This is a genomic window from Stenotrophomonas chelatiphaga (assembly GCF_001431535.1).
Classification (GTDB): Bacteria; Pseudomonadota; Gammaproteobacteria; order Xanthomonadales; family Xanthomonadaceae; genus Stenotrophomonas; species Stenotrophomonas chelatiphaga.
Genome location: NZ_LDJK01000007.1, coordinates 135,555 through 154,287, shown reverse-complemented (window position 1 = coordinate 154,287; position 18,733 = coordinate 135,555). Strand labels below are relative to the sequence as shown.

The window sequence follows — 18,733 nt, the reverse complement described above, 5'->3', positions numbered from 1 at the left end:
TGCAGCAGGTCACCGCCGATGCACTGCCGGCACTGGTCGCCGGGTACCCGTTCGACCTGGTCCTGCTGAGCTGCAAGGCCTACGACCTGGACAGTTCCATCGAGGCGATCGCGCCGGCGGTGGGACCGCGTACCAGCGTGCTGCCGATCCTCAACGGTCTGCGCCACTATGCCGCGCTGGATGCACGCTTCGGCCGCGACGCGGTGATGGGCGGACTGTGCTTCATCAGCGCGACCAAGGCCGAAGACGGATCCGTGCAGCACCTGGCCAAGCCAGCCCGGCTGACCTTCGGCGAGCGCGATGACGTCGGCCTCAGCGCCCGTGTGCTGGCCTTCGCCGCTGCCTGCGTGCAGGGCGGCGTGGACCACACCGCCAGCGAAAAGATCGGACAGGAACAGTGGGTGAAGTACACCTTCCTGACCGCGCTTGCGGCCGCCACCTGCCTGCGGCGCGCGGATATCGGCAGCATCGTGGCCACGCCGGGGGGCGAGGATTTCCTGCGCGCGCTGTACGCCGAATGCGTGGCGGTGGCCGAAGCCACCGGTGAACCCATCCCGGAGCCGGCGCAGGAAACCGCGCTGGCCGCGCTGACCCAGCCGGGCTCGGCATTGAAAGCGTCGATGCTGCGCGACCTGGAAGCCGGGCGGCAGGTCGAAGCAGACCACATCGTCGGTGACATGCTGGCGCGTGCGCGCAGCTTCGGCCAGCAGGCTCCCTTGCTGGCACAGGCCTACGACGACCTGCAGGCCTACCAGGCGCAGCGCGCGGGCTGAGCATCGTGGCAGACCTGCCGAAGCGGATCTTCATCCTGGGGCTTGGCTACAGCGGCCAGGCCATTGCCCGCCGCCTGCTGGCGCTGGGCGTGACGGTGGACGGCACGGTGCGGGAGCCGGCGGCACACGCCATCGACGGCCTGGCGCGCCACCGACTTGCCAGCGACCAGCCCGTCGATGCCTCGCTGCTGGAGGCCCTCGGCCGCGCCGATGCCGTGCTGTGCACGGTGCCGCCCGATGCCGATGGCGATCCGGCCATGCGCCTGGTGCGTGCCGCACTGGCCAGCAGCAGGGCGCTGCGCTGGGTCGGGTATCTGTCGTCCACGGCAGTCTACGCAGGCCGCGACGGTGGCTGGGTCGACGAGGCGTCGCTGGCCGATGGCAGCTCGCCGTCGGCGCTGCAGCGGCTGCATGCCGAACGGCAGTGGCAGGCGCTGGCCAGCGAACGGGGCATCGACTCGGCGGTGTTCCGGCTGCCGGGTCTGTACGGTCGCGGCCGCAACGCGCTGGTGCAGTTGGCTGCCGGACGTGCACGCCACGTGGTACGTCCCGGGCTGGTCTTCAACCGGCTGCATGTGCAGGACCTGGCCGATGTGGTGGTCGCGGCCCTGCAGCACCCACGGCCTGCCGCACGGTATCTGCCGGCCGACGACGAACCGGCCCCGCCACAGCAGGTGCTGGCCTATGCCGCGCAGCTGGGCGGGTATGCGCTGCCGGCGCAGCAGCAGTGGGACGATCCGGCGGTCAGCCCGTCGCTGCGGCGGTTCTACGAGGGCAACAAACGCATCGACAGCCGCGGCACGCGCGCGATGCTGCAGTGGCAGCCGCGCTTTCCGAGCTACCGCGAGGGACTGCAGGATGCGTGGGAACACGGGGATGGGCAGCGCTTGCCTGCAGGGGCGTGACGACCAACGGTCGTCACCCACCAGAATCAGCGATCGTCACTAACCAGAGTCAGCGGTAGTCACCCACCAGAATCAGCGATCGTCACTGACCAGAACCGCCGATGGTCGCCCACCGGCCTGCCGCGATCAGCCCGGCAGTCGGAAGAATGCGCGCGCAGCGGCGGTGGTGGTGGCCGCCGCGACGTCGGTCGCTTCACCGCGGTCGCGGGCCAACTCTTCCACGATATGCGCCAGGTACATCGGCTCGTTGCGGCGGTCCTTGGGCATCGGCTTCAGCGAGCGCGGCAGCAGGTACGGCGCGTCGGTTTCGATCATCAGTCGGTTGGCCGGGATGTGCTTGACCAGCTCGCGCAGGTGCGCGCCGCGGCGCTCGTCGCACAACCAGCCGGTGATGCCGATGTACCAGTCCTGGTCCAGGTAATCGAACATTTCCTGGCGTTCACCGGTGAAGCAATGCACCACCGCCGCGCCGATGCGGCCCTCGAAGTTCTTCATCTGCGCCATGAAATCGGCGTGCGCGTCGCGCTGGTGCAGGAACAGCGGCTTGCGCGCACCGTCGGCCGCGGTGACCTCGGATGCCAACTGCAGCTGGCGCTCGAACGCACGGTGCTGCGCAGGACGCGGCGAGAAATCGCGGAAATAATCCAGCCCGCACTCGCCCACCGCGACCACTTCCGGGTGCGCATGCAGCGCGCGCATTTCCGCGTCGCATTCGTCGGTGTAATCCACCGCATGGTGCGGGTGGACGCCGGCGGTGGCATACAGGAAGCCAGGGTGCTGGCGCGCCAGCTGCAGCGCCAACGGTGAATGTTCGCGGCTGGCGCCGGTGATCACCATCTGCGCCACGCCGGCATCGCGCGCACGCGCCAGCACGGCATCGCGATCACGGTCGAAGGAGTCGTGGGTGAGGTTGGCGCCGATATCGATCAGTTGCATGGTCATCGCAGTGGGGAACGCCGGCTCATTGTACCTGCCGGCCCCATGGCCCCTTATCCTTGTGCGATGAGCACCCCGCACTTCCCGATTTCCGCGCTGCTGCCGCAGGTCAAGGACAGCCTCGACCAGCACCCGCGACTGGTACTCGAAGCCCCGCCGGGCGCCGGCAAGACCACCCAGGTACCGCTGGCGCTGCTGCACGCGCCGTGGCTCGCCGGGCAGAAGATCATCCTGCTGGAACCGCGCCGGGTCGCCGCGCGCAGTGCCGCCCAGTTCATGGCACGGCAGCTGGGCGAGGAGGTCGGCGACACCGTGGGCTACCGCATCCGCTTCGAGAACAAGGTCTCTGCGCGCACCCGCGTGGAGGTGGTCACCGAGGGCATCCTGACCCGCATGCTGCAGGACGATCCGATGCTGGAGGGCATCGGTGCGATCGTGTTCGATGAGTTCCACGAGCGCCACCTCAGCGGTGATCTCGGCCTGGCGCTGGCGCTTGACGTGCAGGCGCAGCTGCGCGACGACCTGCGCCTGGTGGTGATGTCGGCGACGCTGGACGGCGAGCGGCTGGCGCGCTTTCTTGATGCGCCGCGTCTGTCCAGCGAGGGCCGCAGTTTCCCGGTGGAGGTCTCGCACTTCCCCGCCCGCCGCGACGAAGCCCTCGACCTGCAGGTGCGCCGCGCGGTGCAGCAGGCGCTGGCCACCCATCCCGGTGACGTGCTGGTGTTCCTGCCCGGGCAACGCGAAATCCAGCGCGTGCTGGCGGGCCTGCAGGACACCGTGGATGCGGCCACCGAGGTGCTGCCGCTGCATGGCGAGCTGCCGGTGGAACAGCAGGGGCGCGTGCTGCAGCCTGCGGCCGATGGCCGCCGCCGCGTGGTGCTGGCCACCAACGTGGCCGAATCATCGGTCACCCTGCCCGGGGTACGCGTGGTGATCGACAGCGGGCTGGCGCGGGAGCCGCAGTACGACCCCAACAGCGGCTTCACCCGGCTGGACGTGGTGGCCGTGGCGCAGGCGTCGGCCGACCAGCGCGCCGGGCGTGCCGGCCGCGTGGCAGCCGGTTGGGCATGGCGCCTGTGGCCGCAATCACAGCGGCTCGAGCCGCAACGCCGGGCGGAAATCGAACAGGTCGAATTGACCGGGCTGGCCCTGGAACTGGCGGCGTGGGGCAGCAGTGACCTGCGCTTCGTGGACGCGCCACCGGCCGGGCCACTGGCCGCCGCGCGCGAGCTGCTGCAGCGCCTGGGCGCGTTGTCGCCCACCCATGCGATCACCGCACAGGGCCGGCGGATGCTGGCGATCGGCACCCATCCGCGGCTGGCGGCGATGCTGCTGGCCGCAACCGCCGGCACCGAGCAGGCGTTGGCGACCGATGTCGCCGCCCTGCTGGAAGCACGTGATCCGCTGCGCCAGGGCGGCGACGCGCTGGCACCCCGCTGGCGCGCACTGGCGGCGTTCCGGAGTGGCCGCGCGCCGCATGAGGCGAACCGCAGCGGATTGGCCGCCATCGACGCAGCAGCCCGACAGTGGCGGCGACGCCTGCGCTGTGACGCCGCGCCGCCGTCGAGCATCGAAGCGCACCAGCTGGGTGACCTGCTGGCGCATGCGTTCCCGGACCGCATCGCCTTCCGCCACCCGAACGATCCGCTGCGCTACCTGCTGGCCAACGGCCGAAGCGCGCGCCTGCACGAGCTGAGCGACCTGCGCGGCGAACCCTGGCTGGTGGCCAGCGAACTGCGTTTCGAAGCGCGCGATGGGCTGCTGCTGCGCGCCTCGCCGGTGGATGAGCAGTACCTGCGCCGCGTGTTCGCGTCGCGCTTCGTCAGCGAAGACATCGTGCGCTGGGACGCCGAGCGCCGGGCGCTGGTGGCGCTGCGCGAAAGCCGCTTCGAACGCATGGTGTTCGACAGCCGATCGGCCGGACGCGTCGATCCGGCGCAGGCCGCCGCGGCGCTGACCGAGGCGGTGGCCGAACTCGGCCTGCAGGCCCTGCCGTGGACCGACGGCCTGCGGCAGTGGCAGGCACGGGTGGAAGGACTGCGCCGCTGGATGCCCGAACTCGGACTGCCCGATGTCAGCGACGCCGCCCTGCTGGCCACCCGCGCGGCATGGCTGCAGCCGGCCTTCGCCGGCAGGACGCGCCTGGACGCGCTGGATGAAGCCAGCTTCGGCGAGGCGCTGAAGACGCCGCTGGACTGGTCGCAACGGCAACTCGTGGACCGCCATGCGCCGATCCGGATCAGTGTGCCGTCCGGCCTGGAACGTGGCATCAGCTACCGCCTGGACAGCGAATCCGGCGAACCGCTGCCCCCGATCCTGGCGGTGAAGCTGCAGGAGTTGTTCGGGCTGGCCGACACGCCCCGCATCGCCGACAACCGTGTCGCGCTCACCCTGCATCTGCTCTCTCCGGGCGGTCGCCCGCTGCAGGTCACCCAGGACCTGCGCAATTTCTGGGCGAACACCTATGCCGAAGTGAAAAAGGAAATGAAGGGGCGCTATCCCCGCCATCCGTGGCCTGACGACCCGTGGACCGCGACGGCCACGCACCGTGCCAAGCCGCGGGGTACCTGACAGGCTGAACGGGGGCTGCGGCCTCACGCCCCATCCGACCCTGACTGACATGCCGTTTACAGCAAGCGCGCGACACTGGAGTTCGACCCGAGGCAAAGGACCCCACATGAGCAGACTGACCGTAATCACCGACCGTGCACTGGAACGCGCGCTGGACCTGGCCCATAGCGCTGGCGATGGCATCAAGCACGCAGGCGGCAACCTGGGCGGCAGCCTGCGCCATCTCGGCCCCACCGCTGCAGACTGGCTGAAGACCGGCGCAGCATTGGGCGCAGTGAAGACCGGCGGCCGGATCGCCACCAAGGCAGTGCGCCGTAACCCGGCGGTGACCATCGCGGCTGCTGCCGTTGGCGTCGGCCTGCTGGGCTACGCGTTGTATCGCAAGCAGCAGAAGAAGAAGCTGGCCGGTGGCCATGTCGTCAACGGACAGGCGCAGCGGGTTGCCGCACGTGACCGCCGCGTCAACACGGTGGTGGACGAACACAGCGATATCGGCAGCGACGCCTGAGCGTCTGCCGCGGGTGAAGACCCGCCGCTGTGCTGGCCGGTTTGACAGATACGAAGGGTGTGGCGGATGCCACACCCTTCGTCGTTTTAGCGGTGGCGATGTCGCTGTTGCCAATTGCGTTGGCCGCTGCAGTGCCTGCATGTTCGGTGGACCATCCACCGTCGTGCGCAGGAGCCGCCCATGTTTTCCGCCAGCAGCACCGCCGCCGCTGCCTCCCTTGCGCTGGCAAGGCACGCCCCGCCGGCCAGCACCCCAGGCCCTGCCGCGCTTGCACTCCGCCCTTGCGCCGTGGGCAACTCACCGGTCGCCGAATTCGATCTGCGCCTGCTTGCCTCACCGTGCCCGCCGGCGCCGTTACGGCCTTTGGGCCCTGCGCTTACCGCTGCCGACATGGCCGTGGCGATGGCAAGAGACCGCCGTTACGCCAGCATGGTGGATGCCATCCACGCACCGCTTGTGGCGCAGATAGGGGCCACTTACGCCTTCGATGCACTGCGCCTGGAAGTGTTCGGCCGCTGGGTACTGGCCAATCGGGCTGCGCTGGCGATCAACATCGGACCGGATGACAACGCACTGCTTGCCGGGTGCCGGGTGCTCGCCTGGCTGCCGGGGGTGGGGGAAAGCGCACGCCAGTGCGCCCAGGCGTACGTTTTCATCCTGTACCACATGGCCGCGCAGCTGGGCGACGAACACACCGGCCTGCACGTGGAACCCATTGCGCAGGCACTCGCCGCCCGCACCCCCGCACATGCCCTTATTCCACTTGCCGCCACTGCCCCGGCTGCAGCCCGCCCAGCTGATACGGGCCCATCGATGCACGGACCAGCCGCAGCGTCGGCAGGCCGACGGCGGCGGTCATCCGTCGCACCTGCCGGTTACGCCCTTCGCGCAGTGTCACGGCCAGCCAAGCATCGGGCACCGTCTTGCGGAAACGCACCGGCGGGTCACGCACCCACAGGGCAGGTGGATCGATCTGCTCGATCCGGGCAGGCAGGGTGGGCCCGTCTTTGAGCACCACGCCGCGGCGCAGCTGCGCCAGCCGTTCCGGTGTCGGTTCGCCTTCCACCTGCACCCAGTAGGTTTTATCCGCCTTGTGCCGCGGGTCGGTCAGCCGGTGGGCCAGCCCACCGTCATCGGTCAACAGCAGCAGGCCCTCGCTGTCATGGTCCAGGCGGCCTGCGGCGTACACATCCGGGGGCAGGCCGAACCCCGCCAGGGTGGGCCGTGGCGGCACGCTGCGGTCGGTGAACTGGCACAGCACGTTGAAGGGCTTGTTGAACAGGATCAGGGACATGGGCAGATCAACAGGACGACGGGAAACGCAGCCGCCATTGTCGCCGGTGTCGCAGGCAACCGCGATGCCGCTGCGCCCAGTCGGTGATCACAGGCACAGCGGCATGCCGGTCATGCGCCGGGATGCCGCTGTCTCCGCCGCGGTCAGCTGCGCGGCTTGATGAAGCGCAGGGTCATGCGATCGCTCTCGCCGATGGCACGGTACTTCGCCGCGTCGGCTGCGTCATGGTTGTTGGACGGCGGCAGCGTCCACACCCCGTTGGGATGATCCTTGGTATCGCGCGGGTTGGCGTTGATCTCGCTGCTGCCATCCAGCTTGAAGCCGGCGGCTTCGGCCATCGCGATCACCTGCTGCTGTCCGACATAGCCGGTGCCGTCGTCGTCGCCGACATCGGCCTTGGCGCGATGTTCGACCACGCCCAGCACGCCGCCCGGCTTCAGCACGTCGTAAAAGCCCTTGAACATGCCCGGTGCCTGGCCGGACTTGCGCCAGTTGTGCACGTTGCGGAAGGTCAGCACCACATCGGCCGAAGCAGGCTTGCCGAACACCGGCGCGGCCGGGTCGTAGGCCACTTCGGTAGCCTTGTCGAACTGTGCGGGCGCGGTGCTGAATTTCTTCTGCAGGCCATCGCGGCTGCGCTGCTGGTAGTCGCGTCCACGTCCTTCCGGCACCGCTGCCGGATCCACCACCGCGGCAATGTACTGGCCCTGCTGGCGCACCAGCGGCGCCAGGATTTCCGAATACCAGCCATTGCCGGGGGTGATCTCGATGACCGTGCTGGCCGGGGTCAGCTTGAAGAACGACAGCGTCTGCGCCGGATGGCGGAAGCCATCGCGGGTGACATTGGCCGGATCACGCGTGGTGGACTTCACCGCTGCCTCGATCGCCGGGCTGACCTGTACCGGCGACGCCGCGCCGGCGGCAGCGGGCGTGCGCGCGTACAGCGGCGAAGCGGACAGCGCCACTGCCACGGCGAGGCAACAGGCAGACACGTTGATCAGGTTCTTCATGGCCGGGCTCCCTTGGATGGTGGGCGCAGACTAGCAGCCCAAGCGGCCCCGGTGTTCACAAAGCGTTATCGCCACGCGCCACGCCGCAACACAGTTTTGCGGCAGCTGCCGCAGCAGCGTCATCTCCCTGCCCGTATGCTGCAGTGGTCGCTACCCGAGGAGATTTCGAATGACGGCAACCCGCGAACTGGGCCGCTCCGGCCTGCAGGTGCATCCCATCGCCTTCGGCGGCAATGTGTTTGGCTGGAGCGCGGACGAGAAAACGACCTTCGCCCTGCTTGATGCCTTTGTCGATGCCGGCTTCAACCTGGTCGATACCGCCGATGCTTATTCGGCCTGGGTACCGGGAAACCAGGGCGGTGAATCGGAAACATTGATCGGCAGGTGGTTCGCGCGTAGCGGCAAGCGCGACAAAGTGGTTCTGGCCACCAAGGTGGCGAAGTGGTCCGAACAGCCCGGCCTGTCGGCGGACAACATCACCGCGGCGGTGGAAGGTTCGCTGCGTCGCCTGCAGACCGATGTCATCGATCTCTACCAGGCGCACGAAGATGACGAATCCACGCCGCTGGAGACGACGCTGGGAGCCTTCGCACGGCTGATCGAACAGGGCAAGGTCCGCGCCATCGGCGCCTCCAATTTCAGTGCCGAGCGACTGGCCGATGCACTCAAGGTTTCAGCCGACTACCAGCTGCCCCGTTATGAAACGCTGCAGCCGGAATACAACCTCTACGACCGCTCCGGCTATGAAGCCGGGCTGGAAGCGCTGGTGCAGCGTGAGCAGCTCGGCGTGATCAGTTACTACTCGCTGGCCAGCGGCTTCCTGAGCGGCAAATACCGCCGCACTGAAGACGCGTCCAGGAGCCCTGCGCGCGGCCAGTCCGTGGTGGCGAAGTACCTCAACCCGCGCGGCAACCGCATCCTGGCAGCGCTGGACGATGTCGCCAGCCGGCACACGGCAACCGCTTCGCAGGTCGCGTTGGCCTGGCTGATCGCGCGTCCGTCCATCACCGCACCGATCGTCAGCGCGACCAGCGTGGAGCAGCTGCACGACGTGCTGGCGGCGGCCACCCTGGCGCTGTCTGCGCAGGATATCGCCGAGCTTGATGAGGCCAGCGCCGCCGGCTGACGATCAGAGTGGGAATCAGGATGCTTCCACTGAAGCGGAAGCATCGTCCTGCGCATCGGGCAGGTCGTCGTCGCGCCGGACCAGGCCCTGCCCCTTCAGCAGCCACAGGATCTCGTCCTCTGCGTAGCGGGCGTGGGGCAGCAGCTGGTTGCGCTGGGCGAAGGCGAGCGCCGCTGCCGTGTTGCCAGCGGCCATCCTGTAATTGCGGCCATGCGTGCCATGGCGTTCGAAACCCAGGCGACCTTCGCGGCCTTCATGATCCACGTACTGCAACACCCCCTGCCGCCACGAGAACCAGGAGCGGCGCGTCACTGCCGGCGCGGTTACCTGTCCCGACGGCTGCAGCCGCGTCAGCCCGCACGGATCAGCAGGGTCTGCAGCAGGCACATGCGGGTCGTCGCCAGGGGAGGTCCGGTCCGGGTCTGGAGGGATCCACGTGATGCCCTGCTGTTCCAGCAGTTCGACCAGGTCGGCGAGGCGGTAGGAAACATCGTCCTGCAGCTTGTGACGTTGCATGAAGCCCACCGCGTGCGCCTGCTGCGTCACCAGCAGCCACTGATCCGGCGCAGTGGGCGAGGCCACCATCCGCAGCCGTCCAAGGCTGCCTCGTTCGTCGAGGAACACCAGGGCGTCGGCGCCCAAGGCGAAGCTGTTGCGATGCAGGATCACGTTCCCGGCCCGGCCGGGCATACGGACCTCCCTGGCGATCAGGAACGGCAGGCGGTCGTTCACCGCCTGCGGGGTGAACGCTTCCTCGCCGCACCAGGTGGATCGTTCGCGGAGGAACAGATGCCGTGTCTGCTGCGCGTGTACCCGGTCGCCATCGGCCTGCCCAACGTCGTCGCCCGGTTCAAAGCGGCAACCCGACATGGCCTGCGTGCCGTTGACCAGGGTGGCCATCGATCGGGCGTCCAGGCTGAACCCCGCCTCCGCATCCTGCAGCGCGTAGCCCCCTTGGGGGGTGCTGGTCACCTCCAGGTAGCCAACGCGCAGCCCGCGGCACGCCTCCGACGACGGCCTGACGAAGTAGGCGACGAATGTCCTGCGCCGCTGGGCCGGATCTTCGTAGCTGATCAACCGGAAGGTATTGGGCGCCAGGATGTGCGATGACCGGATGCGCCGCCGATGCAGCAGGTGATCACTGAGCGGGGACACGCTCAGCACCGAGAACACGTCCTCATCGACCAGCGGGGTGGGATCGCGGGGCTCGGCGCGCTGCATCTGGCCCAGTCCGTCGTACTTGCGCGCGCCTCGTCCGCGCTGGGCTGCGGGGATGTGTTCGTGCACGACCTCGGTCTTTACCCAGGCAGCGCTGCGGTCGCGCAGCGCGCCGGCAAAGCCATCCATGAAATGGTCGTGCGCCCGTTGCGGTACGCAGAAGCTGGCCTGGACCGGGCCGAAGCGCATCTTCCGCACCTGCAGCCGCGCCTCACGCGTATCGTGGAAGCGCAGGCAGGCCAGGGCGGCATGGGCGCCAGCCGCACGTTCGACGCCATCACTGCTGCCATTGGCGTTTGCTGCCGGCGTGCAGTGGCCAGCGCATTCCACTGGCTTGGCGCGGTCACCGGCCACCAGGGGGTGCTGCGGTGCGGCTACCCGTCGGTCATCCTGACCCATGGCCGGATGGAGGCCGTCCTTGGCATGCGCGCTCGACTGCTTGCTGACTGCCGTGCTTTCCTTGCTCTGCTGGGCCATCTGGCCGAGCGCGGCCTGCTTCCTGATGGTGGATGCACTCTCTTTCCGCGGTCCCTGCGCGGCGGGGCCCGGGACACCCGCGGCGCCGTCCACGGACGCTGATCGGGCGCCCGTCGGCCGGCGACCCGGAGGGGCGTGTCCGCGCCCTGCGTCCGCTCCTGTGGGCGTTCGCCCCCCACCGCGTGAAGAGGGCGGCGGCGGCTTCGGTCTGGCCTTGGGTTTGGCCCGGCGCGCGTCGGCTCCGGGCAACGGCCAGGCGCCAGCGCCAGCGCCCTGCGCATCATCGACGGACTGCCCAGCGACGCCGGATGCACAATGCCACGGCACCATGATCGGTCCTTCGGTGCCATTGGCCGGCAGCCCGTCGCGGGCGGTGCAGCGCGATGCCGCCCCTGCTGCCGGCACCCGTGCCACGTTCACGCTGCCCGCCCAGGCGGCACCACGCAGCGACTGCAGCCCTGCATACGCGTTGGTCGCGACGTGCAGCATGTGTACCAGGCGGACCAGGTGCTTGCCCGCTGTCGTGGACGGCGAACGGACCGGCCGCTGGTGCTGCAGCGCGTGCACCAGGGCACACGCGGCCAGACCAAGCACCAGCGGGGCAGGATCGGCACCGCCATCGGCAACCTCGGGCAGCCAGCGCAGGCGGTCTGCCACGGCCTGCAGGATCACGATGGGGGCGATGCGGGTGAGTGGGATCGACTGAAGCGCTCGCAGCACATTGCCCCTGCGCGCTTCGGACAGGCCGCAGTACGTTGCATAGGCGGTCCATGGAATGGATATCCCGGGCAGCAGCTGGTCGGCCTGCTGCACCAGCTGCGAGAACGCCCGCGCCGTACCCCAGCGGACCAGCTCGTGGCCCAGGTTGTCGCCGATCGAATGGAGTTCGCTTCGCCAGGGCGGTGGTACCGCAGGCTGCCGCGCGCGTTCCGGCAGGACACCGTTGAAGATCGCCGATGGCAGCCTTACCGGCTGCAGCATCCTGCACACCCACGCACCGGCGTTGATCGGGGCCTGGGTTCCGCAGTGACCGTGAGAGGGCGCGACAGGGGACATGGCGTGCGGGTCCCTACTCCGGCAGGCCCGGCGCGGCCACCCCGGTCCGCAGCAGGCTGTTGCCGTTGAGCCGCAAGCTGATCTCCATCGGCGTCGGCGGCTGATCTGCCTCGATGCCGTCATGCCGTGCAAACGCCAGCGAAGCATCGGACGTGCCGGCGGCAGGCAGGTCGTGCCGGTTGATCGCACCGGTGGTGGCGCAGGGAACATGCGGGATCGAAGGCGTGAACGGCATGGCTTGATGATCCATCGCCTGATCACCCGCGGACTTTCGAGTTGCGTGCATCCCCGGCCCCTTGCGCAGCCCGGATACCGGTCGATTGTTCCAACGGTGACCATTACCGGAAATCACATGGTTATCACGTCGTTGAATGGAACAGGAATCGTGACGCAATTCGCACTTCAGCATCCAAGCAGCCATCCGATAACGGAATTCCCCTTCCCGGACCAGCGCTCATGCGGAACGTTTCTCCGTCTCCTCCTTCTTCCACTCGCGGCATCCAGTTCAAGCTGATCGGCGCCAGCGCGCTGGGCGTGCTGCTGCTGGTCGTCAGCGCCCTGGCCGGGCTGGCCTCGGCATGGTTTGACCTGGGCGCGGCAATGCCCGATTCCTATGCGGTCAGCCGTGACGCAGAGAAACTCCAGCGCGAGTTCCGCCTGCAGGTGCAGGAGTGGAAGAACGTGCTGTTGCGGGGATCCGACGATGCGCTGCGGGAGAAACATGCCGCCGCGCTGGCCGACGAAGGCCGTCGGGTACGCGAGCTGGCGGCCGTCGTGGCGCAGGCCGAGGATCCGAAGACGCGCGAGCTGGTGGCCGCCTTCCTGGTCGACCAGCAGGCCCTGGAACGCGATTACCAGGCCGCCCTGGCCACCTTCATCGCCGCGGGCTACGACCCGGCTGCAGGCGATGCCCCGGTGCGCGGACGCGACCGTCCGCTGGCGCAGGCGCTGGATGCGCTGGCCACACATACCGGCCAGGTGGCCGAAGCTGCGATCGCCGCGCGTTCCCAGCATGCCCGCGAACTACTGGTCACCAGCGCGGCGGTGACCGTGGTGGCCGCCATCGGTCTGCTGCTGGCGTTGTCGTGGTGGTTGCGCCGCGCCGTGGTGCGTCCGGTGGTCGCGGTGGAAGCGGCCGCACGCGCGGTCGCCGCGGGTGACCTGGACCACCAGGTACAGGTCATTGGCAACGATGAAGTCGCCCGGCTTGCGCGTGCCATGCGGGCGGTGCAGGAGACGTTGCGCGGCGTGCTGGGTGCACAGGCGGAGATGGCGCGCACGCACGAAGCCGGGCAGATCAGCCACCGCATGGACGCCGAAGCCTTCCCCGGCGCCTACGGACGCATGGTGGCCGACTGCAATGCACTGGTCGCCGCACATATCCAGGTGAAGATGCGCGCCGTGTCGTTGATGGCCCGCTACGCGGTGGGTGACCTGTCCGAGGACATGGAGCGGCTGCCGGGCGAAAAGCGCGTCATCACCGAGGCACTGGATACGGTGAAATCCAACCTGGGCGCGATCAATGCCGAGATCCGCCAGCTGGCTGCGGCCGCTGCCGAAGGCGACTTCAGCCAGCGTGGCGATGTCGCGCGGTATCAGTACGATTTCCGTGAAATGGTGCTTGGGCTGAACCAGCTGATGCAGGTCACCGAAGGCAACCTTGGCCAGGTATCCGCTGTGCTGCGTTCAATCGCCGACGGCGACCTGCGCGCGCGCATGGACGGTGATTTCAAGGGCGTGTTCGCCCGCATTGCCGGCGACGCCAACACCACGGCGGCGCAGCTGGCGACGATCGTCGCCGACATCCAGCAGGTGGCTGGTGGCGTCCGCGAAGCCGCGATGGAGATCGCAAGCGGCAACAGCGACCTGTCCCAGCGCACCGAACAGCAGGCCGCCAACCTGGAAGAAACCGCCGCCTCGATGGAGGAGCTCACCTCCACCGTGCGCCAGAACGCAGAACATGCGCGCACCGCCAACGAGCTGGCCCGCAGCGCGGCGGGCGTGGCCTCGCAGGGTGGCGACGTGGTCGGCCAGGTCGTGGAAACGATGGGCGGTATCGAAACGTCTTCGCGGCGGATTGCCGAGATCATTTCGGTGATCGACGGGATCGCCTTCCAGACCAACATCCTGGCCTTGAACGCGGCCGTGGAAGCCGCGCGGGCGGGCGACCAGGGCCGCGGCTTCGCCGTGGTGGCCAGTGAAGTACGCACGCTCGCACAGCGTTCGGCGGCCGCTGCAAAGGAGATCAAGGGGCTGATCGATGAATCGGTGGAAAAGGTTGCCGATGGCTCCGCGCTGGTGCGCCAGGCGGGCAACACGATGGGCGAGATCGTTGCCTCGGTGCAGCGCGTGACCGACATCATGGCCGACATCTCCGCCGCTTCGCAGGAACAGAGCGCCGGCATCGAGCAGGTCAACCAGACCGTGGTGCAGATGGACGGGGCCACCCAGCAGAATGCCGCGCTGGTGGAAGAAGCCTCCGCTGCCGCGCGCAGCATGGAACAGCAGGCTGCGCGCCTGGTCGAATCGGTGGGCGTGTTCACCCTGGCCTGACGCATGGCACCGTTGGCCCGGTAGTGACGGCCGCTGGCCGTCAGCCATTACGCTCCCGGTAGTGACGGCCGCTGGCCGTCAGCCCTTGCGCTCCCGGTAGTGACGGCCGCTGGCCGTCAGCCGATGCGCTCCCGGTGGGTGACGACCGTTGGTCGTCACGCTTCGGGCTACACCACGAACGGCTCGCGCTGCATGCCATCTGCCAGCACATCCACGAACGACCGCACGCGCGCCGACACCGCCGTGTTGCGGTAGTACACCGCGTGGATGGGTTGGTAGACATCCAGCGTCTGCGCGATCAGCACCGGCACCAGCGCGCCGCTGGCGCGGTCGGCGTGGGTCAGGAAATCAGACAGGCAGGTGATGCCGGCGCCTTCCACCGCCAGCCGGCGCAGGGTCTCACCACTGGAAGCGGCGATGTCCGGGCGTACGCGCAACTGGCCCTCGTCGTCGCCGGGCAGCGGCCAGCGGTTCAGCGATTCGGGTTCGTTGAAGCCCAGCAGCGTATGCGCCGACAAGGCGGCCACGTTTTCCGGCGTGCCGTGCTGGCGCAGGTAGGCCGGGCTGGCCACCAGTTGCAGGCGGCAGCGGCCGAGCAGGCGGGCGTGCAGGGTGGAATCGGCCAGGGGGCCGATGCGGATGGCCAGGTCGGTGCGCCGCTCCAGCAGGTCGATGTAGCGCTCGGAGCTGTTCACTTCCAGCGCCACCTCCGGAAACTGCTGGCGATAGCGGGTCACCAGCGGGGCGATCACATGCAGCACGAACGGCATCGCCGCATCCACGCGCAGGCGACCCGCCGGACGCTGGCGACGCAGCGCCATCTGTTCCTCCGCGGTCTCCACTGCCTCGACGATCTGCCGCGCCTGGCGCACGAAGGCCTCGCCTTCGGCGGTCAGGTGCAGGCGGCGCGTGGTGCGGGTCAGCAGGGTGGTGCCCAGCTTTTCTTCCAGCCGGCCCAGCGCGCGGCTGACCCCGGACGGGGTCTGGCCCAACTGCTCGGCCGCCGCGCTGATGGTGCCGCTGTCGATGACCGCCAACAGGGCCTGCATTTCATCCAGGGTGATCTTCATCGCCGCATTATTGACCATCAGGCAAGAGTGATTGGCGTCAAGACGTGTTTTTCGGCAAAGGTCAGCGGCGCAGACTGCGCTCCTTCCTTTCCTGCCGGACCCTGTCATGACCCGTGGCATTCCCCTCGCCCTGCTGGCGCTCACCCTCGGTGCCTTTGCCATCGGCACCACCGAGTTCGTGATCGTCGGGCTGCTTCCCACCATCGCCGCCGACCTGCAGGTCAGCCTGCCCTCGGCCGGCCTGCTGGTGTCCCTTTACGCGCTCGGCGTGGCGATCGGCGCGCCGGTGCTGACCGCGCTGACCGGCCGCGTGCCGCGCAAGACCCTGCTGGTGGCGCTGATGCTGGTGTTCACCGTAGGCAACCTGGTCGCCTACCTGGCGCCGGGCTACAACTCGCTGATCGTCGCGCGCATCCTGACCGGCCTCGCCCATGGCGTGTTCTTCTCCATCGGCTCGATCATCGCCACGTCGGTGGTGCCGAAGGAAAAAGCCGCCAGCGCGATCGCCATCATGTTCACCGGCCTGACCGTCTCCCTCGTCACCGGCGTCCCGCTGGGCACCTTCATCGGCCAGCACCTGGGCTGGCGCGCGACCTTCCTGGCGGTGTCCGGGCTGGGCGTGGTGGCGCTGCTGGGCAGCCTGGCCTTCGTGCCGCGCAACCTGGCGCAGAGCGCGCCGGCGACCTTCCGCCAGCAGCTGGGCGTACTGGCGCAGCCGCGCCTGCTGATGGTGTATGCGATGACCGCGCTCGGCTACGGCGGTACGTTCCTGTCCTTCACCTACCTGGCGCCGATCCTGCAGGAGGTCACCGGTTTTTCCGCCAATGCGATCAGTGGCGTGCTGCTGGTGTACGGCATCTCGGTGGCGTTCGGCAACGTGTGGGGCGGCCGCCTGGCCGACCGGCTCGGCCCGATTCCGGCCCTCAAGCGCATCTTCGCGCTGCTCGCGCTGGTGCTGCTGGTATTGACCTTCACCGCGTACAACACCTGGCTGGTGCTGCTGACCGTGCTGGCGCTGGGCGCGGTGGCATTCGGCAACGTGCCCGGCCTGCAGGTCTACGTGGTCAAGCAGGCGCAGCGCTATGCGCCGCAGGCAACGGATGTGGCATCGGGGCTGAACATCGCCGCGTTCAATATCGGCATCGCCCTCGGCGCCTCGCTGGGTGGGCTGGTGGTGGAACACATCGGCCTGATGCACACCCCGTGGCTGGGCGCGCTGGTGGTGGTGGGCGCCTACGCGCTGACCGCGCTCAGCGGCCGGCTGGACCGCCGCGATGGCATCGACGACCGCGCCGACGGCATCACCGTGGCGGCGCATTGAACGGCCCGCTGCCGGGTGGCCCGCTGCGGCCGGGCACCACAACGCAGCGTTGCCCGCATGCACACGGCAGCTGCCCTACCCTCTTCCTGTCCCCCGCTGGAGTATCCCCATGACCGTTCCTGCTTTTGGCCTCGGCACGTTCCGCCTGAAAGACCAGGCGGTGATCGATTCGGTGCGCAATGCGCTCGACGTCGGCTACCGCGCCATCGATACCGCACAGATCTACGGCAATGAAGCCGAAGTCGGCCAGGCGATCGCCGAATCCGGCGTGCCACGCGATGACATCTACCTGACCACCAAGATCTGGATCAGCGAATTCAAGCGTGACGCGCTGCTGGCCAGCCTGCACGGCAGCCTGGAGAAGCTGCGAACCGACCGCGTCGACCTGACCCTGATCCACTGGCCGTCGCCGGATGACGCGGTGCCGATGGAGGAATACCTGCCGGCGCTGGCCGAAGCCAAGGCACAGGGCCTGACGCGCGGGATCGGCATCTCCAACTTCACCATCGCCCAGACCCGCCGCGCGATCAGCATCCTGGGGGCAAGCGAGATCGCCACCAACCAGGTAGAGATCCATCCGTACCTGCAGAACCGCCTGCTGGTGCCGTTCCTGCAGGAACAGGGCATCCACGTCACCGCGTACATGAGCCTGGCCTACGGCGAGGTGATCAAGGATCCCGTGATCCAGGCGATCGCCGGCCGCCACCAGGCCACCCCGGCGCAGGTCGCGCTGGCCTGGGCGCTGCAGCAGGGCTTCGCGGTCATTCCGTCTTCGACCCGGCGCGAAAACCTGGCCAGCAACCTGGAAGCTGCCAGCCTGCGCCTGACCGACGAAGACCTCGCCCAGATCGCCGTACTGGACCGCGGCCATCGGCTGGCCAATCCGGACGGCATCGCCCCGGCCTGGGACTGACCTCTCCCCTGGGGGGTGACGACCGTTGGTCGTCACGCTCCTGCCGTGGTGGGTGACGACCGTTGGTCGTCACACCCCTGCCGTGGTGGGTGACGAACGTTGGTCGTCACACCCCTGCTTGCCGTTGCGCTCGCCGAGCATGCCCCGGCGCTGACCGGTTGGTCTTCTACAATGGCGCGATGACAGAACGCATTCCCCTGCTGCTGCTTCCCGGCCTGCTCAACGACGCCGAACTGTGGCGTGACCAGCTGGCCGACCTGGCCGACATCGCCGAGGCGACCGTCGGTGACCTCACCCGCGGCGACACGATGCAGGCGGTGGCCGACGCCGTGCTCGCACAGGCACCGCCCCGCTTTGCCCTTGCCGGTTTCTCCCTGGGCGGGTTCGTGGCCCAGCAGATCCTGCGCAGTGCGCCGCAGCGGGTGCTGCGGCTGGCCCTGATCGACACCTCGATCCATGCCGATTCGCCGCAGCGTGCTGCACAGCGTGCGGCACAGATCGCCAGTGTCCGCCTGCCCGGCCGGTTCCATGGGTTCGGCGACACGCTGATGCGCAGCTACATCGACGCTTCGCGGCTGGATGACCAGGTGCTGGTGCAACGCGTCCGCGACATGACCGCGCGACTTGGCGCAGAGGTGTTCCTGCGGCAGAGCGGGCTGGACCGCGAAGACGGCCATGCGCTGCTGGCGTCCTACCGTGACCCGCTGCTGATCGTGTGCGGTGAGAATGATCGCATCACCCCGTTGCCGATCAGCCGGGAGATGCAGGCACTGGCACCGCAGGCCACGCTGGTGGTGGTGTCCGGGTGCGGGCACCTGGCCCCGATGGAGAAGCCGGGCGAGGTCAGTGCGGCCATGCGCGAATGGTTGCTGCGGGATTGAGGTCGCGGGAAAGCATGCGCCGCGCGCAGCAGCAGCCAGAAGCGTGACGGCCAGCGGCCGTCACAACCGGAAGCGGGATCGGTAGCGCCGAGCCATGCTCGGCGAGCGCAGCGGCAAAGCA

The 18,733-nt window shown here is 68.7% G+C and carries 15 protein-coding genes; 9 read left to right on the top strand and 6 right to left on the bottom strand.

Going from position 1 to position 18,733, the window contains the following annotated elements; genetic code table 11:
* The coding region (locus ABB28_RS02815; protein ID WP_057507161.1) for a 2-dehydropantoate 2-reductase at positions 1–773 on the top strand (773 nt) is incomplete at its 5' end.
* Positions 774–775: 2 nt separating this feature from the next.
* The gene (locus ABB28_RS02810) at positions 776–1,678 is read left to right on the top strand and encodes an NAD-dependent epimerase/dehydratase family protein (protein WP_245625254.1); all 903 of its coding nucleotides are present in this window, start codon (positions 776–778) and stop codon (positions 1,676–1,678) included.
* Between the two features lie 126 nt (positions 1,679–1,804).
* On the opposite strand, the gene ABB28_RS02805 is transcribed toward ABB28_RS02810, so the two are convergent.
* Positions 1,805–2,614: a TatD family hydrolase gene (locus tag ABB28_RS02805; RefSeq protein WP_057507169.1), complete on the bottom strand. Its 810-nt coding sequence runs from the start codon at positions 2,612–2,614 to the stop codon at positions 1,805–1,807.
* A gap of 66 nt (positions 2,615–2,680) precedes the next feature.
* Between ABB28_RS02805 and hrpB the strand changes: the two genes are divergently transcribed.
* Together hrpB and ABB28_RS02795 are read left to right on the top strand one after the other, a co-directional pair.
* Positions 2,681–5,185 carry an ATP-dependent helicase HrpB gene (gene hrpB / locus ABB28_RS02800; protein ID WP_057507159.1) on the top strand — a complete coding sequence of 835 codons (2,505 nt, stop codon included), beginning with the start codon at positions 2,681–2,683 and terminating at the stop codon, positions 5,183–5,185.
* Positions 5,186–5,291: 106 nt separating this feature from the next.
* Entirely contained in the window at positions 5,292–5,693 is a 402-nt protein-coding gene (locus ABB28_RS02795; protein WP_057507158.1) for a hypothetical protein, read from the top strand.
* A gap of 754 nt (positions 5,694–6,447) precedes the next feature.
* Here the strand turns inward: ABB28_RS02795 and ABB28_RS02785 are convergent.
* Together ABB28_RS02785 and ABB28_RS02780 are read right to left on the bottom strand one after the other, a co-directional pair.
* A complete protein-coding gene (locus ABB28_RS02785; RefSeq protein ID WP_057507156.1) occupies positions 6,448–6,987 on the bottom strand; it encodes a pseudouridine synthase in 540 nt (179 codons plus the stop codon).
* A gap of 143 nt (positions 6,988–7,130) precedes the next feature.
* Positions 7,131–7,997, bottom strand: coding sequence for a class I SAM-dependent methyltransferase (locus ABB28_RS02780; protein ID WP_057507155.1), 867 nt, complete (start codon positions 7,995–7,997; stop codon positions 7,131–7,133).
* A gap of 169 nt (positions 7,998–8,166) precedes the next feature.
* Here ABB28_RS02780 and ABB28_RS02775 point away from each other — a divergent pair, with 169 nt between their 5' ends.
* A complete protein-coding gene (locus ABB28_RS02775) occupies positions 8,167–9,123 on the top strand; it encodes an aldo/keto reductase (protein WP_057507154.1) in 957 nt (318 codons plus the stop codon).
* A gap of 15 nt (positions 9,124–9,138) precedes the next feature.
* Here the strand turns inward: ABB28_RS02775 and ABB28_RS02770 are convergent, their stop codons facing one another.
* Together ABB28_RS02770 and ABB28_RS17905 are read right to left on the bottom strand one after the other, a co-directional pair.
* Positions 9,139–11,799: a hypothetical protein gene (locus ABB28_RS02770; protein WP_057507153.1), complete on the bottom strand. Its 2,661-nt coding sequence runs from the start codon at positions 11,797–11,799 to the stop codon at positions 9,139–9,141.
* Between the two features lie 88 nt (positions 11,800–11,887).
* Positions 11,888–12,283, bottom strand: coding sequence for a hypothetical protein (locus ABB28_RS17905; protein ID WP_152983366.1), 396 nt, complete (start codon positions 12,281–12,283; stop codon positions 11,888–11,890).
* Between the two features lie 47 nt (positions 12,284–12,330).
* Between ABB28_RS17905 and ABB28_RS02760 the strand changes: the two genes are divergently transcribed.
* Positions 12,331–14,427: a methyl-accepting chemotaxis protein gene (locus tag ABB28_RS02760; RefSeq protein WP_057507151.1), complete on the top strand. Its 2,097-nt coding sequence runs from the start codon at positions 12,331–12,333 to the stop codon at positions 14,425–14,427.
* Positions 14,428–14,594: 167 nt separating this feature from the next.
* On the opposite strand, the gene ABB28_RS02755 is transcribed toward ABB28_RS02760, so the two are convergent.
* Entirely contained in the window at positions 14,595–15,497 is a 903-nt protein-coding gene (locus ABB28_RS02755) for a LysR substrate-binding domain-containing protein (protein WP_057507150.1), read from the bottom strand.
* Positions 15,498–15,603: 106 nt separating this feature from the next.
* On the opposite strand from ABB28_RS02755, the gene ABB28_RS02750 reads away from it, so the two are divergent.
* The 3 genes from ABB28_RS02750 (at position 15,604) to ABB28_RS02740 (ending at position 18,612) form a co-directional block, all read left to right on the top strand.
* A complete protein-coding gene (locus ABB28_RS02750) occupies positions 15,604–16,818 on the top strand; it encodes an MFS transporter (RefSeq protein WP_057507149.1) in 1,215 nt (404 codons plus the stop codon).
* 109 nt (positions 16,819–16,927) lie between these two features.
* Positions 16,928–17,731: a 2,5-didehydrogluconate reductase DkgB gene (dkgB, locus tag ABB28_RS02745; protein WP_057507148.1), complete on the top strand. Its 804-nt coding sequence runs from the start codon at positions 16,928–16,930 to the stop codon at positions 17,729–17,731.
* Positions 17,732–17,910: 179 nt separating this feature from the next.
* Positions 17,911–18,612 (top strand): alpha/beta fold hydrolase, encoded by a 702-nt coding sequence (locus tag ABB28_RS02740; protein WP_057507168.1) that lies wholly within the window; start codon positions 17,911–17,913, stop codon positions 18,610–18,612.
* The last annotated feature ends 121 nt before the right edge of the window (positions 18,613–18,733 follow it).

Coding starts and splice junctions, on each gene's coding strand:
- dkgB (WP_057507148.1), top strand. CDS start 16,928: ATGACCGTTCCTGCTTTTGGCCTCGGCACGTTCCGCCTGAAAGACCAG.
- ABB28_RS02785 (WP_057507156.1), bottom strand. CDS start 6,987: ATGTCCCTGATCCTGTTCAACAAGCCCTTCAACGTGCTGTGCCAGTTC.
- ABB28_RS02760 (WP_057507151.1), top strand. CDS start 12,331: ATGCGGAACGTTTCTCCGTCTCCTCCTTCTTCCACTCGCGGCATCCAG.
- ABB28_RS02750 (WP_057507149.1), top strand. CDS start 15,604: ATGACCCGTGGCATTCCCCTCGCCCTGCTGGCGCTCACCCTCGGTGCC.
- ABB28_RS02740 (WP_057507168.1), top strand. CDS start 17,911: ATGACAGAACGCATTCCCCTGCTGCTGCTTCCCGGCCTGCTCAACGAC.
- ABB28_RS02805 (WP_057507169.1), bottom strand. CDS start 2,614: ATGCAACTGATCGATATCGGCGCCAACCTCACCCACGACTCCTTCGAC.
- ABB28_RS02755 (WP_057507150.1), bottom strand. CDS start 15,497: ATGAAGATCACCCTGGATGAAATGCAGGCCCTGTTGGCGGTCATCGAC.
- ABB28_RS02795 (WP_057507158.1), top strand. CDS start 5,292: ATGAGCAGACTGACCGTAATCACCGACCGTGCACTGGAACGCGCGCTG.
- hrpB (WP_057507159.1), top strand. CDS start 2,681: ATGAGCACCCCGCACTTCCCGATTTCCGCGCTGCTGCCGCAGGTCAAG.
- ABB28_RS02770 (WP_057507153.1), bottom strand. CDS start 11,799: ATGCTGCAGCCGGTAAGGCTGCCATCGGCGATCTTCAACGGTGTCCTG.
- ABB28_RS17905 (WP_152983366.1), bottom strand. CDS start 12,283: ATGCTGAAGTGCGAATTGCGTCACGATTCCTGTTCCATTCAACGACGT.
- ABB28_RS02780 (WP_057507155.1), bottom strand. CDS start 7,997: ATGAAGAACCTGATCAACGTGTCTGCCTGTTGCCTCGCCGTGGCAGTG.
- ABB28_RS02775 (WP_057507154.1), top strand. CDS start 8,167: ATGACGGCAACCCGCGAACTGGGCCGCTCCGGCCTGCAGGTGCATCCC.